Genomic DNA, 15,352 nt, shown 5'->3' on the forward strand with positions numbered 1-15,352 from the left:
AGGAGATGATTCGATGATTGCGAAAGACCCGAAACCGTCCATGGAAGGCGGCCTGGCCAAAACACGCCGCGTGAGGCCCGTGCTGGCCCTGCTGGTGTGCTTCCTGGTGATCGTTTTAGATGGATTCAACACCACGTCGATCTCCTTTGTCGTGCCGAGGCTCGCTCATGAATGGCATCTGGCGCCGGCGCTCTTTACCACCGTTTTTGTCGCGACGAACATTGGCGCGGCGATCGGTTTCATGATCTCCGGTCCGCTCGCTCAACGTTTCGGACACCGTTCCATGGGTGTCGCGAGTGTTGTGCTATTCGCCGGGAGCACGCTGCTGACCGCGTTTGCGAACGATATCGCCAGCTTGTCCGTCATGCGCCTCACGGCGGCCATCGGCCTGGGCGCGGCGTTGCCGATCGCCATTACGGCGGCGGCCGGCATCATTGGTGCGAAGCATAAGGTCGCGGCGTCCCTGCTCGTTACGACCGGCATGTCTGTCGGCGCCGTCACGGGCGGCGTGGCCGGTGGATCTCTGATGGGGCATTTCGGTTGGCAATCGATCTTCGTAACCGGCGGTGTCCTTCCTTTCCTGCTGGTTCCCGCGTTTTTTCGCATCCTCCCGGCGCGCAGCCCGGTGATAACCGATGCCGCCGCAGTGCGTGTGTCCAACCCGCTCAAGGCGCTGTTCGAAAATGGTCTGGGCGCCTATACGTGCCTGCTGTGGCTGTTCTCATTCCTGATCTTCATGGACGTCTACGCACTGCTGTTCTGGGTGCCGACGCTGCTGGTGGATTTCGGGTTCTCAGCGGACCATGCGTCGGTCGGCATGGCGGCCTTCAGTATCGGTGGTCTGAGCGGCAACGTCCTGATGACGGTGGCGGTCACGATGATGACGCTTGCCGGCAGGCTCAGGGTGAAATCGGCGCTGGTTGTGGGATTGTTGCTGGTGATTATCAGCGTCGGCAGCCTTAGCCAGGTGGCGGTGACGCCGGCCATCGTGCTGCTGTTCATCGGCGTGATCGGCGCTGGTCTGGTCAACGGCATCATGGGTCAAACCGCGCTCGCAGTTGCCTTTTATCCGCCGGCGATTCGCGCGACCGGGGTCGGCTGGGGGCATGCGATCGGGCGAGTCGGGTCCTTCGTGGGGCCGGCGATCGGCGGGGGCTTGCTGTCGCTCGGTTGGCCGGTGCGCGATATCGTCCTCACCTCCGTTGTGCCTGCGGGCGCGGCAATCCTCGCGCTCGCCGCCCTGTCGTTGGTCGGTCGCAGAGCGGTTCAAACGTTTCCCGACAGCGCCGTGGCAGAGAACTGAGACTCGCCACGTCACGCTTCGCTCACTGACAGGTCGTCGATTGGACTCGCAGGCGCCAGCGTGCTGCTGGCGCCGTCGATGCACATGGGACAGCGCTTCTCCATTCAGCTTGCACATCCAGTTCTTCAATCTAACGCAAAGAGAATTTCGATCATGAAGATTATTGCTTACTCCGACGGCGGCCGTACCGCACTTGGAATAGTTACCAGCCCGACGCATTTCGTTGCTGTCTCCGACATCGCCCCGGACCTGCCATCCAGCCTTATTTCAATCCTGGAGCGGGAGGATGGGTTAACGCGGTTGCGGCTGGCGGCAGAAGGGCGGCAAGGCGATCGGGCGCTCGCTGACGTCACGCTCAAGCCCTTCCTGGACCGCCCGAACGCGATGTGGGCATTGGCGTTGAACTTCAAGAGCCATATTGCGGAGACAGGACTTCAAACGTCGAAGGAGTTTCCCCACCTTTTCATGCGCACGGCTGCGTCCTATGTCGGCGCCGGCGAGCCGATTCTGGCGCCGCCGGAATCCATTGCACGCGCGTTCGACTACGAGTGCGAACTCGGGGTCATCATCGGTACGCCCGGGCGTTATATTCCCGTGGAGCGAGCGCTGGAACATGTGGCGGGTTACACCTGCCTCAATGAAGGATCGGTTCGCGAGTTCCAGATGCACAATCGTCAATTCGGCCTCGGCAAGAATTTCGAAGCATCCGGGTCCTATGGTCCGTGGTTGATGACTCATGACGAATTTGGCGATCCTGCGAAGCACACGATCAAGACTCGCATCAACGGTGTCGTCCGTCAGAGCGCACCGCTCGACGATATGCTGTTGGATGTTGCGCAAGTGATCAGCTATCTGAGTCAGGGTTATCGTTTGCGGCCAGGCGACCTGATTGCGATGGGAACGCCTGGCGCGCTGAAGCCTCAGCGGGATGATGTCGAGGGTCACGATCTCTCGCGTCAATACGGTCCGTTTCCGACACCGGGTCTGGTGCATATGCGACCGGGAGATTGGGTCGAGGTTGAAATCGATGGACTCGGCGTGCTTGGCAATCCGGTAGCCGCTGACACCTCCATCAGTGACAGCGGTTACGCAGTGCAGAAGTCCGCGGACTGATTCCGGTTAAACATTCTGGTTCTCAGATGGTGTGGGGATCATTCGGGGCCCCACACCCCCGTTTAACCACGCTGACTGTCCAGCGTCACCGAATGCCTGCGAAACTCACTGGGCGGCACACCCATGTGTTGTGCGAAGAAACGGGTGAAGTGGCTGTGTTCTTCGAACCCCAACTCTTCGGCTACATCGGAAAGCGGTTTATCGCTAGCGCCGAGAAGCTGGATCGCATGGGACATGCGGACCCAATCGATATAGTGCTGCGGTGAAATGCCCATGCATAGTCGGAATTGCTGGAAGAATCTCGACCTGGATAAGCCGACTTGCGCAGCGACCTGGGCAACCGTGGGATTCGCGACCGACGCGTGCTTGATGAAATCCACCGCTTTACGAATGCGAAAATCGATCGGTCTGCCTGACGGGATGATGCCTGCCGTCAATGCCGGATCGGCAAAGTCCCGACCGAGTGCGGTCACCAGATCCGCGAGAATCGGCATGCAATTGTCGTCCTGAGCGACCAGATGGTTAGTGATCGCCGCGGCGATGCGATCCACATGGTGCTGCACGTCCGGCGTGACGACGACCTCAGCCTTCGGGAAGATGCTTGCGGTACCGCTTTCGGCGAGTTTCAATTGCTGGCGCAACCAGGGGGCTTCGACGACGAGGGAAAGGATCAGGGAAGGCTCGTCGTCGCTGCAACTTTTTGAGTGTTCGACCCAAGGGTTCAGACAGATTGCCCGCGCCGCTGTAAGCGTGCAATCGTCTGTGCCGATGCGGAAATTGCAGTTGCTTCCACCAAGCTTGAAAAGGAACTGGTATTGGGAGTGAGCGTGAGCGACAAGCGGACGGCTAATGAAGTTTACCGTTGCTCGCCCGAAACTTCCTTGCAGAATCCAGACGGGCTTGTCGCCATCAATTGGTACTGTCGTCATACCCAACATTTCTCCACTTGGACCGAGGCCGCGCATGACGCTTTGCCGGGTTCCATGAATACAAAAAAAGACGCTTCGGTAAGCGGCAAGATCCTGCGGTAAGCCGGTCGATTGACAGATCGCATAGACGATACTTAATCAAAAGTCAGGAGTGCAGTCAATGGGTAGAAACGTGTTCTGACATGCATGGAGGCTTGAGAAAGTCAGGACGATTTGACAAGCAATCGGCTCTTTCGGTCAGGTGTTCCGGCGGAGGTCAGCTTATATTGAATCCACCGTGTTATTCGAAAGTAGGGATAGGCATGCCGTTTTTTGAGCGAGAAGGGATACGCTTCGCATACGATGAGTTCGGCGATTCTGGGGCGCCAGTCGTTGTCTTCAGCCATGGCTTCCTGATGGACGGCGACATGTTCCAGCCGAACATCGCGGAGCTCCGCAATGAGTTCCGTTGCGTCGTGTGGGATCAGCGAGGGTTTGGTGCAACCGGAGCCACAACCCGGGCGTTCAGCTACTGGGACTCCGCACAAGATCTGATCGCCTTGCTCGATCATCTGGAGGTTGCCTCGGCATCGCTTGTCGGCATGTCTCAAGGTGGATTCATATCGATGCGTGCGGCGTTGCTGGAGCCGGACCGCTTTCGGGCGATCGCCCTGATATCGACAAGAAGCGACACCGACTCCGAAGCGGTCAAGAAGTCTTTCGAAGAGCTGAAAGCAGAATGGGCGCGCAATGGCGCGAAAAATGTCGCGCAGAATCTGTCGGTGTTTCTGTTCGGTCCCGAGTTCGCGGCATCGGCATGGATCCAGAAATGGATGAATGCCAGCGCGGATCACTTCGAACACCCGGTCAATGCCCTTGTCTCCAGAGACGACATCACGCCGCGTCTTGCCGAGATTACGCATACGTCGATCGTGTTCCATGGATGCGACGACGCCGCCATCAGCCCTGACTGCGCAGAGGCGCTCGCCGCCCGGTTGCCGAACTGCAAGGATCTTGTGCTGGTCGACCAGGCGGGACACACGCCGAATTTGACGCATGCGGATATCGTGAATCTGCCGCTACGGGATTTCCTGCTTCGCTACGCTCGCTAGTGCGAAGCGGTCGGTCTTACTTGCTGCCCGGCACGATCTGATTGTTGTCTTGTGGCGCCGGCGCCGGTGCATTTTTATCCGTACTTCCTGGGTCCGCATGGGCCGGTTGATAGCGGGTGTGTTCGTGGTCGTGATTCACATGCATATGCTCACTGGCAAAGGCTGGCGTAAAAAGGGAAATGCTTGAAACCACGACCGTGAAAAACGCAGTGACCTTCATGATGATCGTCTCCGCTTGAGATGAAGAGCGTTGGTTCAACGCACTTTTTTATTCTAGTCATGGCGAGGACTAGCGGATACCCCTGAGTGGCCTGATCTAAACGATTGCATTCAAATCATTCGTTTTATGGACAACAAGTTGATCATGCCATCGATATCGGCGGTGACTTCACACGCGTGACCGCGGGCATTCGCACCCGTTTCTAACCGCGCGCTCAATCCGGCTCGGCACCCGGCAAGAACTGACGTTCTGGCTTTCCACCGCGCTGTCGCTTTAAGAAGGTTTTAGTTCTGGGAAAGGACTTTAAAGAAGCGTTAGCCTACGCTCTTACTTGAATCGAAAACGCGAATCGCGGGCTTTCCAATGCTTGACGGACCTGACCGTCGAGTCTTTCGTTGCCGCATCACGCGGCGTGATAACTCTCTGGAAGCGTCACAGCTTGAAGAGAGCGAGAGCCGATCGAATCTATCCCCGACATCAAGGCTGCGATGTCGAAGGACCCATGTACTTTGTGTGGGCTACGGCAATCAACCGGCTTGTTGCGAATACCCTCATGCTTACGCGTCTGAGCACCCAGCTTGCTATCGGGTTCCTGAAATTCCTGGCAATCCTCCCATACGGCCTTGTTGCCCGCTTTGGCGACGGCCTTGGCTGGCTCCTGTACCAGATTCCGAGCAGGCGCAAGCGGGTCGTCCACACCAATTTGCGCCTGTGCTTTCCGCAATGGGACGCAGTCCGTCGCAATGAAGTCGCGGGGCTGCATTTCCGCCATGTCATTCGCAGCTACGTTGAACGGAGTGTTCAATGGTTCGGGTCGGCGAAAAAGCTCGAAAAGCTGGTGCAGATCGACAGCGAAATCGACCTGCTCGACCCCGATATGCCGCCGACGCTATTGTTGGGCGCGCATTTTGTCGGTATCGAGGCAGGCTCGATTTTTATCAACTACGCGTTGCAGCGGCAATGTGGCGCGTTGTATCAGCCGATCTCCAATCCGCTGCTGGATAAGGTGGCAATTGAGCAGCGCGGGCGTTTCGGCTCGCACATGGCAAGCCGTGCCGACAGCGCGCGGATTGTGTTGCGCTGGCTGCGAGACCGCAAGCCCGTGATGCTCGGCGCGGACATGGACTACGGCAAGCGTAACTCCACGTTCGTATCGTTCTTTGGCGTGCCGGCCTGCACACTAACGGCGACCGGCCGTCTTGCCCGGACCGGTAATGCGCGAGTGGTGCCGTTTATCGGCGAAGTGCTGCCGGGCTACCGAGGGTATCGCGTCAAGGTTTTCAAGCCATGGGACAACTATCCGAGCGGCGATGACCATGCCGACGCGCGCCGTATGAACGAGTGGCTCGAAGCGGAAATTCCGCATATTCCAGAGCAGTACTACTGGGTGCACAAGCGCTTCAAGACCCGACCGGAAGGGGAGAAGGGCTTCTACTAACGACTTCTGCCAACTCGGCGAACGGCTAACGGCGAGCCAGGCCGTTCGAACAGGAAGAGGGTGCGCCTTGCTATCTGGTTGGGCAATTCATCGGCTTAACGTGAAGATTTTGGCACGGATAGTCTGGTTTAAGTTTTGGCTTGGGCTTTGTATCGGGGTTGCTCTTTTTCTTTGCATTGGCATGCAACATGCGAGGCCTGCTGGTGCCAGACGCAGAAGCACCGGTACCCTGGTGAGCGACGGGTGGACGGTTAGCCGCATCGGAGCCATTCTGTGCGGTGTTGTCAGCGAGTCCCTGCGCAAAGCCTTGACCGGTGAAGAGGGCTGCCACGAACACAGTGGCAATATTCTTTTTGCTATTCATAGTCATAGTGTTTTCGTCGAACCACTTCTGTAGTGCGTACCCGCCAACCGGTCACGCAATCGTATCCACCACGCCGCCGTCCACCCGCAGCGCCGCGCCAGTGGTCGCCGAAGCTTGCGGCGAGCACACGTACACGACCATGTTCGCAATTTCCTCAGTGGTTGCCGGCCGCTGGATGATCGAACTGCGGCGGTGCGAGCGCACGAAATCGATGCCGACCTGTTCGATCGTTTTGCCTTGTGCCTTCGCCGTCTCTTCCACCATCGCCCGAAAGCCGTCCGACAAAGTGGGACCCGGCAGCACGGCGTTCACCGTCACGCCCGTGCCGGCGGCCTGTTTGGCGATGCCGCGCGCGATGCTCAATTGCGCGGTCTTCGAGAAACCGTACGCGAGCATATCGGGGGGAATGTTCAGTGCCGACTCCGACGAGATGAACACCACGCGCCCCCACTTGCGTTCCATCATCCCTTTGAGGTAGCCGCGCGTCAGCCTTACGCCGGACATCACGTTGACCTGGAAATAGCGCGCCCAGTCGTCGTCGGTGGTGGTGAAAACGTCGCCGGGGCCGTACACGCCCAGGTTGTTCACGAGGATGTCCGCTTGCGGTACGGCTTTCGACAACGCGTCGCAGCCCTCGGGCGTGCTGAGGTCGCCGGCGAAACCGCGTAGCTTAGGCGTGGGAACAGTCTTAAGAATAGTGTCGATGGCGCGGTCCACCGCTTCCTGTTTGCGGCCATTGACAATGGTGTTCGCGCCTGCCGCCGCGATCCCCGTAGCGATCGCGAGGCCGATGCCTGCGGTGGACGCGCTCACAATGGCGGTCTTGCCCGATAGATCGATGATCACTGGCTTGCTCCTTGTAGAAACGTTACTGATATCCGCGACGCAGCGCCACCTTGTGCAAGCTGCGCCGTGCGGATTCTTTATACGTCGATCAGACGGCGCAGGTTATCGCCACCCAGGGGCATGTCGCGCAAGCGCTTTCCGGTCGCATCGAACAACGCGTTGCCGAGCGCGCCGGCGGTCGGACCCATCGACGCTTCTGCAGCCCCGAGAAACGGCAAGCCCGGCCGATTGATCAGATGCACGTTCAAACTGCGCGGCACCGCGGAATATCGCAGGATCGGGTAGCTGCTCCAGTCGAAGCTGCGGATTCTCGCTGTGTCGAATTGCAATTGTTCATAAAGTGTCCAACTGGTGGATTGAATCAGGCCGCCCTCGATCTGGTTGCGGATGCCGTCGGGGCTGACGATCTGCCCCGCGTCAACCGCTACTTCGGCGTGTTCGAGAATTACCTGACCCGTCTCGGGCACCACGGATATCTCCACGGCCATCGCCACATACGACATCAGGTTTTTGTACTTGCCGAACGCAAAGCCGACACCGTGATTGGCCTTGCGTGGCGCACGCGGCCAGCCGAATTTTTCGGCCGCGAGCCGGATCACGTCGCGCGCGCGCGGATCCTGCATATGCTTGAGCCGGAACGCGACGGGGTCGGCGCCGGCCGCGGCGGCCAACTCGTCCATGAACGTCTCGATCGTGAAGACGTTCATGTGCGCGCCGAGTGAGCGCATCGCCGACGTTTGCAACGGCATGGTCGGCGAGAAGTTGTTCATCACGTGCATGTTGGGGAACGCGTACAGCGGAATCGCGTTCCGGTCGCCGCCGCCTTCGGGCTGCACCATCGGCACCGACGGCGCCGGCACGAACGGCTTCTCAAGCATTTGCGCGGGAAGGAGCCGGCCCGCGTTGACGATCCGTTCGTTGTGCGAGCTGCTCCACAGAGCATAGTCCCAATTGACGATACCGCCGCTCGCGTCGAGCGATGCGCTCACTTCGGTGACCATCGCGGGTGTGAAGTGATCCCAGGTATGTTCCTGTTCGCGCATCCATTGAACGCGAACCGGCTGGCCCACCATCTCACGGGCGATCAAGGCGGCGTGCGATGCTACGTCGTCCGCGCCATTGTGCCCATAGCAGCCCGATCCTTCGACGTGAACGCAGCGCACATTCTCTTTCGGCAGCGACAGCATTTCCGCGAGCGCATCGCGTAGCGGATAGACGCCTTGCGAGTGCGTCCAGACCGTCATGGTGCCGTCCTTGAACTGCGCGACCGAGCAGGATGGCCCGATCGAACCGTGCAGCATGTAGTGCTTGGTGTACTTCGCGCTCAGCGTTTTGACGGGCGCGCCGGCTGCATTGTGCGTGTTCGCAATCTCGATGTGTTGCGTGGAAATCGTCTTCAGATCGCGATGTACGGCAGCCGGGTTGGGCAACGTGCGTCCGGCGCTCCACCGACTTCCCGCGGCCAGCGCGCGTTGCGCCTGCACCGCCTGCCATTCGCCTTTGGCGACCACCGCCAGCATGCTACCGTCCCTGATCACCTTGACAACGCCCGGCATCTTCAGAATGTCGGGCGTATTGGTCTGCAGCAACTTCGCAGCATAGACCGGCGGCAGCACCACCCGGGCATGCAGCATGCCCGGCATCGACATGTCCTGCACATAGCTCGGGCCGCCTGTCACCTTGCCCGGGATGTCGAGGCGCGGCAATGATGTGCCGATCGTCACGAACCTGGCTGGGTCTTTCAATGGCGACACCGGCGTAGCCATGCGGTGGAGATCCACCGCGCCGACCGCCTGACCGTAAGTCATCGTGCGGCCGTCGGGCGCCTTGATGACCGCGTCCTGAACTTTCAGTACGCTGCTCTCGACGCCGAAGTGTTTGGCCGCCGCATCGACGAGCAGGCCGCGCACCTGGGCAGACGCGTTCAGCAAGGCAGTGCCGCTGTCGACAATGGTGTGGCTGCCCGCCGTGAGTCCCTCGTCCGGCGAGGCGCCCGTATCGGCGGTCAAAAACGTGATCAGCGAGGGCGCCATGTTCAGTTCTTCGGCTGCGATCTGCAGCAGCGCAGTGCGCACGCCGGTGCCTAATTCCACCTTGCCGGTGTAGACGGTCACCTTGCCCGCGGGATCGATCTTGATCCATGCATCGAGGAACGGATTGGTCTTCAAACTGCCCGCGAGCGTTTCGGTCGCTTTGGCCACGTGTACCGCAGCGCCTTCGTCCGCGATCACCTCCTGCGCCATGACCTTGACGCCGGGGAACAGACTGAAGCTCACCACGAGCGCGCCGGACATCATGAAGCGGCGGCGTCCCTCATTGATATCGTCTTCTTTGACGCTCATTGCGTGCCTCCATGGGTCAGCGCGCCTTGAGGCGGGGTGGGCGTGGCGTCGGGTGCGGGTAGGTGGGCGACTTCGCGGATCGCGGCGAGGATGCGCATGTGGGTGCCGCAACGACAAAGATTCGGTTCCATGTGTTCGCGCAGTTCATTCTCGGTCGGCCGCGGGTTGCGCTCGAGCAGGGCCTGGGCGCGCATGATCATGCCGGCGATGCAATAGCCGCACTGCGCGGCCTGATGTTCGACGAACGATTTCTGCAGCGGGCCGGGATGCTCGACGGTGCCGAGACTTTCGATCGTGCGCACGGGGCGGCTGCCGATCGACGACACAGGAATCAGGCAGGAAAATGCGGCCTTGTCGCCCACGATCACCGTGCACGCGCCGCATTGTCCAAGACCGCAGCCGAACTTGGCGCCGTGCAGGTGCAGGTCGTTGCGCAGTGCGTAAAGCAGTGGCGTGGACGGATCGATATCCAGCGCGTGCTGCATGCCATTGACGGTAAGGTTGATCATCGCGCGTCATTCTCCTTTCTGACTTTGACCACCGTTTCCTCGACGTCCTTCCACTCGCCACGCTGCGAATAGGTCGCGCGGATATAGGACACCAGGTCGGCGATCTGCTGGTCACTGTAGATTTCGCTGAAGGACGGCATGTAGTTCATGCTGTCCTCGCCGTGCCAGCCATTGCCGCTGAGAATCATCTGGGCGGCGTTGCGTGGTGCTGTTGCATTGACGGCGGTGCTGAACGCCAGCGTGGGGCGCTCGCCGATCGACTGCATCGGCGCGGCGGGGCCGTGGCACTGCGCGCACGATGCGCCGAACAGGATCGCGCCGCGTTGCGCCGCAGGCGACGCATCGGCGTGATCGGCGCCCTCGGCAGCGGCGTCCACGATGGCCGGTCGCGCTTTCTGAATCGACAGGATGTAAGTGGCAATCGCCTGCACGTCCTCTTCGGGCACCGTAGCGAGGTCACGCGTGACGGGCAGCATCGGGCCGGCCGCGGCGCCGTGTTCGCTGGCGCGGCCGCTGCGCAGATACGTGACGAGCTGCTCCTGGGTCCAGGGCTTCGGCGCCGCGCTGAGCGCGTTCAGCGGAGGGGCTTCCCAGCCGTCGACGATGCCGCCGTCGAATGCATGTCCCAGCTTTTCACCGCCAATCGCATTGAGCGGCGAATGACACGAGGCGCAGTGACCGAGGCCGTCCACCAGCAGCTTGCCGCGATTCCACGCGGCATCTTTCGAGGCATCCGCGGCCCGCTCGCCGGGGTGCAGGAACAAGATGTTCCAGAAGGCCAGCAACGGCCGGAAGTTCAACGGGAAGATCAGGTCGTTCGCAGGCGCACTCGCTTTGACCGGCTCGCGCGTCATCAGGTACGCGTAGGCGGCCGAAATGTCGCCATCGGACATGCGCGTGAAGTGAATATAAGGAAACGCGGGATAGAGCAGGTGGCCGTCGCGCGAGACGCCGTGGCGCACCGCTCGCGTGAATGCTTCGAGCGACCAGCTGCCGATGCCGGTTTCGACATCCGGCGTGAGGTTGGTCGCGTAGATGGTGCCGAACGGGGTGGCGAGCGGCAGGCCCCCCGCGAACGGTTTGCCGCCCTTCGCGGTGTGACACACGATACAGTCGCCGAGCGCCACGACGCGCGCGCCGGCGAGCTTTGTCTGCGCGTCGAACGACGCCGCCGCTGGCGGGCTGATCGGTGCGATGGCGGGTTTCCACACCAGCAATGCGACGACGACCAGCGCGGCCACGATGACCACGCCGCCTAACGTCAGCAATCTAGACTTGCGAGTCATTCATGCACCTGTCGGAGAAATTCTGGATCAAGGAATGCACAAGCGTTAAGCCGTGCGTCACTCGGATAGAGGACTATGTTGATCAGCGTATCGTCAACGTCACGGAATTTCCTGAAGCTGCGCTGAAATCTTGTTAACCGCACAACATGCGGACAACACGCACACGGCGCGCCGTCCGGGTGTCTGAGCGAGGAGGCAGTCAAGCGATGCTGGCGGCGTGCGGACGGCCGATCGCGAGGTAGTGCGCCAGCGCAATGAGCGGGAAGGCCGTGGCGGCACCGGCGACCAGCGGCCAGCCACCGTGTTCGTAGAGCGGGCTCGCGAGCGCCGAACCGAAAGCACCACCGACGAAGATGCTGGTCATATACAGCGCGTTCAGCCGGTTTCTGCTTGCCGCATGCAACGCATAGATTTCGCGTTGGCCGAGCACCATGTTCATCTGCACGGCGAAATCGAGGATGATGCCGGTCGCGACGAGGCCGAACACACCCCATGCCGGATGGATCAACGCCGGCATGTAAGCGAGGGCGCCCACCACGAGTGCAATCAGTGTTGCGCGCACGGTGTGACCCGCATCGGCCAGATGTCCGGCCACCGGCGCCGAGGTTGCGCCGATCGCACCGACTAGCGCGAAGATGGCGATGGCGGTTTGCGAGAGTCCGTAATGCCGCGTCAACTCCACCGGGATCGCGGTCCAGAAGAGACTGAACGAAGCGAACATCAGCCCCTGATAGAACGAGCGGTGACGTAGAACAGGCATCGTGCGGACCAGGTGGCCGAGCGAGCCGATCAGTTCAAAGTAGGTGGCCTTGTGGTCCGGTTGGCGCGGCGGAATAGTCAGCGCCAGCACGGTGGTGACGATCGCCATCAGCACCGCCGCTGAACCGAACACCGCACGCCAGCCGAAGTGCCCGGCCACCAGGCTGGAGATCGGACGCGACAGCAGAATGCCGAGCAGCAGGCCGCTCATGATGGTGCCGACCACCTTGCCGCGCGACTCGTCCGGCGCGAGATGCGCGGCGAGCGGGATCAGAATCTGCACGGCCACGGAGCTGAATCCCACCAGCAGCGAGATCGCGAGGAACCAGCCGGGTTGATGAGCGAAAGCCGCGGCGCCGAGACTTACGATCGACACCAGGGCTGTGGTGATCATCAGCTTGCGGTTCTCCAGCAGGTCGCCGAGCGGCACGAGGAAAAACAGGCCGAATGCGTAGCCGATCTGCGTGAGTGAAACGATCATGCTGGCGGTATTGCCGGACATGTGAATGTCCGGTGCGATCAGTTCGGTGATCGGTTGCGCGTAGTACAGATTCGCGACGATAGTGCCGCAGCAGAACGCGAACAACGCGATCAGACTACGCGTCATTTTGACGTGGCCTGTGCCGCCCGCCGTGGTGGATGCCTGGGTTGACATGACAACTCCTTGAAGTAAAGAACGGAAAATACGGACTCAGCGGGCGATGTTCATCACGCGATTGCCGAGCGAAATGCCCAGATCGGTCATCAGCCTGCCGCGTTGCAACTGTTGGGTCTCCCAACGATGGAGGGCTGCATCGATCGTTGCGCCGCTGTGCCATGTCGATGACAACGCAAGCGCCAAAGAATGGGCATTGGCCGCCGCCTTCGCTGTGCTGCCCGCCGTGTGTGGACGCGGAACCGATGCGGCGTCGCCGAGCAATATCGCCCGGCCGAAGACCATCTTCGGCGAGCGCAGGTCGACGATGGGTTGCATGAACGGATCATCGGTGGCGTCGGCGAGGGCGCGAAAGGTCGGCGCGAGCAGCGCGTGGGCGTCGTCCCGCAGTTGTGCGACGTCGGCGCTTTTGGTCGTGCCCGGCGGCAAGGAGAACGCGCGCGCAACGCCGAGGCGGTCAACCAGCAGCTCGTCGAGTTTTTCGCGGCTGTATTTGCGGTACCACACCCAGTTCCAGCGGCGCGCGCCGACCGCGGTCGAATCGTCCTCGCCCGGAATCAGGTAGGCGAGAGCGGAGTGGCCACTACCGTCCTGAAACGTGAACCGGTCGCGCAGCATGTCCGCTGCATGCCGCGGCAGATCGGGTTCTTCGACGAGTCCGCGCCATGCCACGTAGCCCGCGTAGACCGGCAGGATCTCGGGAAGCAGGCGCCGCCTGAGGGTGGACCGTATGCCGTCGGCGCCGATCAGTAAATCCGCCTGCTCGCTGCGGCCGCTTTCGAACTGCGCGACGATCTGCTCGCCTTCCATGCGGAAGTCGACAAAGGTCTCGCCCGCGTGGATGGCCGCCGCAGGCAGCGCATTTTTCATGGCGCGGTACAGCAGGCTCCACGATGTTTGCATCTGCGGCATATACAGTCGTTCGGCGATGTTGTCTTCGAGGTCCAGATAGATGCGCTCGCCTGATGCCACGCCAGGAGGGTTCGGCAATGGAACGCCGGCAAAATGGAGCGCATCCAGCACGTCCGGCTGAAGCACGACGCCGCCGCCACGGCTTTCCAGCTCATTCGGCGATGTTTCGAACACGTCAACCTGCCAGCCGGCCGCCCGCAAGGTGGTGGCCGAGAGCAGCCCGCCAAGTGATCCGCCGATTACGACCGCGCGGGGTTTCTCAAGCGATCTCATGCTGCGTTCCTTTGCCCTGCGGAACGCCACGGACAAGTGAAGCCGTGGCTGAACTCGACCTGAATGGCGTGCATGTTGCACCCCTGATTAGGTAACGGATGCAGCTTATGTGTTGCGTTGAATTTATAGAATAGGTCTAAAATGCAACCTGGCGTTGCGTCGTTCGCAACCAAACAGTCGATGAGACCGTACATGGACAAAATCCTCGCCCTGAATACGTTGCTGGAAGTGGCTGACGCCGGCGGCTTTTCGAAGGCCGCACAACGTCTCGGGGTGGCCACGTCGTCGGTTACGCGTCTGATGGACTCGCTGGAGGCCTCCCTCGGTACCGCGTTGCTGACCCGCACGCCGAGAAAGGTCAGCCTCACGGACGCCGGCATTGCGTACGTCGAACAGGTCGGCAAGGTGCTCGACGACCTGGCCGAGGCGGACGAGAGCGTCTTCGACAGCGGCGCATCGCCGGTCGGCTCGCTCAGAATTTCGGTACCGTCCACCTACAGCCGTTTGCGGCTCGCGCCGCATCTTGCGGCGTTCCTTTCCGACAATCCGCGCCTGTTTCTCGACGTCGTCGTGGCCGATCACTTTGTCGATCTCGCGCTCGACCGGATCGACGTCGCGATCCGGATCGGCCTGCCCGATCGTGACGCCAACCTGATCGTCAGAAAGCTGGCGAACAATTCGCGCTACATCGTGGCAAGCCACGACTACCTTGAACGCAGTGGCACGCCTCAAACACCGCAAGCGCTCGAAGCCCACGAGTGCCTTCGTGTCGCGTACGGCGGCGGCTACCGCCCTCGCCAGGTCTGGACTTTCCGCCAGGAAAATATCGAACAGCGTGTCGAACAGCGCGTCGAGGTGCGCGGCCATCTGTTGTCGAACAGTCTCGACATCCTGCTCGAGGCAGTGATCGCGGGACGCGGCATCGCCTTGCTGCCCGAATGGCTGGTCGGCGCCGAGATTCGCGCGGGACGCCTGATGCGTCTCCTCGAGAACTTCGATGCGACTCCTCATCAAGGTGATGCAGTCATCTATGCCGCCTATCTGCCCAATCGCCGTCATTCCAGCAAAGTGCGCTCGCTCGTTCAGTTTCTCGAAGCACGGCTTCACACTTCACCCGAAGGCTGAAGTCACGAAATCCGCGTCGTTGTGGAGAATGCGCTGCAGTCTGGTGTTGCTTCTTCAGTCAGACGGGGCGGTGTCGTCAACGGCGCCGCGCGATGCGCTGCTGCTTTAAGTGCTTCTTTCATAGCGAGTCCCTTTGACTGTATCGATGGGTACAACGTGCGTTCACGACTACGACTGGTTGGAGTGT

General features: G+C 60.9%; 13 protein-coding genes. 5 read left to right on the forward strand and 8 right to left on the reverse strand.

Translation table 11 applies throughout. The annotated features are described in order from the left end of the window. The first annotated feature begins 13 nt into the window (after positions 1–13). Both PQQ86_RS25310 and PQQ86_RS25315 read left to right on the forward strand, forming a co-directional pair. Positions 14–1,303, forward strand: coding sequence for an MFS transporter (locus tag PQQ86_RS25310; RefSeq protein ID WP_408273165.1), 1,290 nt, complete (start codon positions 14–16; stop codon positions 1,301–1,303). 60 nt (positions 1,304–1,363) lie between these two features. Next, positions 1,364–2,416: a fumarylacetoacetate hydrolase family protein gene (locus tag PQQ86_RS25315; RefSeq protein ID WP_408273168.1), complete on the forward strand. Its 1,053-nt coding sequence runs from the start codon at positions 1,364–1,366 to the stop codon at positions 2,414–2,416. A gap of 62 nt (positions 2,417–2,478) precedes the next feature. Here the strand turns inward: PQQ86_RS25315 and PQQ86_RS25320 are convergent, their stop codons facing one another. After that, the gene (locus tag PQQ86_RS25320) at positions 2,479–3,354 is read right to left on the reverse strand and encodes a helix-turn-helix domain-containing protein (protein ID WP_408273170.1); all 876 of its coding nucleotides are present in this window, start codon (positions 3,352–3,354) and stop codon (positions 2,479–2,481) included. Between the two features lie 185 nt (positions 3,355–3,539). On the opposite strand from PQQ86_RS25320, the gene PQQ86_RS25325 reads away from it, so the two are divergent. Continuing rightward, positions 3,540–4,436: an alpha/beta fold hydrolase gene (locus PQQ86_RS25325; protein WP_408273172.1), complete on the forward strand. Its 897-nt coding sequence runs from the start codon at positions 3,540–3,542 to the stop codon at positions 4,434–4,436. A gap of 16 nt (positions 4,437–4,452) precedes the next feature. Here the strand turns inward: PQQ86_RS25325 and PQQ86_RS25330 are convergent, their stop codons facing one another. Beyond that, entirely contained in the window at positions 4,453–4,656 is a 204-nt protein-coding gene (locus PQQ86_RS25330; RefSeq protein ID WP_408233627.1) for a hypothetical protein, read from the reverse strand. A gap of 553 nt (positions 4,657–5,209) precedes the next feature. Between PQQ86_RS25330 and PQQ86_RS25335 the strand changes: the two genes are divergently transcribed. Beyond that, the gene (locus PQQ86_RS25335; RefSeq protein ID WP_408233624.1) at positions 5,210–6,094 is read left to right on the forward strand and encodes a lipid A biosynthesis lauroyl acyltransferase; all 885 of its coding nucleotides are present in this window, start codon (positions 5,210–5,212) and stop codon (positions 6,092–6,094) included. Positions 6,095–6,509: 415 nt separating this feature from the next. On the opposite strand, the gene PQQ86_RS25340 is transcribed toward PQQ86_RS25335, so the two are convergent. From PQQ86_RS25340 to PQQ86_RS25365, 6 genes are all read right to left on the reverse strand, one after another. Further along, positions 6,510–7,304, reverse strand: a complete 795-nt coding sequence (locus PQQ86_RS25340; protein WP_408233621.1) for an SDR family NAD(P)-dependent oxidoreductase — start codon at positions 7,302–7,304, stop codon at positions 6,510–6,512. Positions 7,305–7,381: 77 nt separating this feature from the next. Further along, positions 7,382–9,646, reverse strand: coding sequence for a xanthine dehydrogenase family protein molybdopterin-binding subunit (locus PQQ86_RS25345; RefSeq protein ID WP_408273175.1), 2,265 nt, complete (start codon positions 9,644–9,646; stop codon positions 7,382–7,384). Further along, positions 9,643–10,155 carry a (2Fe-2S)-binding protein gene (locus PQQ86_RS25350; protein WP_408233615.1) on the reverse strand — a complete coding sequence of 171 codons (513 nt, stop codon included), beginning with the start codon at positions 10,153–10,155 and terminating at the stop codon, positions 9,643–9,645. The genes PQQ86_RS25345 and PQQ86_RS25350 overlap by 4 nt, the downstream gene beginning before the upstream one ends. Then, positions 10,152–11,441 (reverse strand): c-type cytochrome, encoded by a 1,290-nt coding sequence (locus tag PQQ86_RS25355; RefSeq protein WP_408273178.1) that lies wholly within the window; start codon positions 11,439–11,441, stop codon positions 10,152–10,154. Before PQQ86_RS25355 ends, PQQ86_RS25350 begins: the two co-directional genes overlap by 4 nt. Positions 11,442–11,640: 199 nt before the next feature. Next, a complete protein-coding gene (locus PQQ86_RS25360; RefSeq protein ID WP_408233609.1) occupies positions 11,641–12,855 on the reverse strand; it encodes an MFS transporter in 1,215 nt (404 codons plus the stop codon). A 36-nt stretch (positions 12,856–12,891) separates the two neighbouring features. Continuing rightward, positions 12,892–14,040, reverse strand: a complete 1,149-nt coding sequence (locus tag PQQ86_RS25365) for an FAD binding domain-containing protein (protein ID WP_408273181.1) — start codon at positions 14,038–14,040, stop codon at positions 12,892–12,894. A gap of 192 nt (positions 14,041–14,232) precedes the next feature. On the opposite strand from PQQ86_RS25365, the gene PQQ86_RS25370 reads away from it, so the two are divergent. Beyond that, entirely contained in the window at positions 14,233–15,165 is a 933-nt protein-coding gene (locus PQQ86_RS25370) for a LysR family transcriptional regulator (protein WP_408273184.1), read from the forward strand. The last annotated feature ends 187 nt before the right edge of the window (positions 15,166–15,352 follow it).

This window comes from Paraburkholderia sediminicola (genome assembly GCF_046026675.1).
Classification (GTDB): domain Bacteria; phylum Pseudomonadota; class Gammaproteobacteria; order Burkholderiales; family Burkholderiaceae; genus Paraburkholderia; species Paraburkholderia sediminicola_F.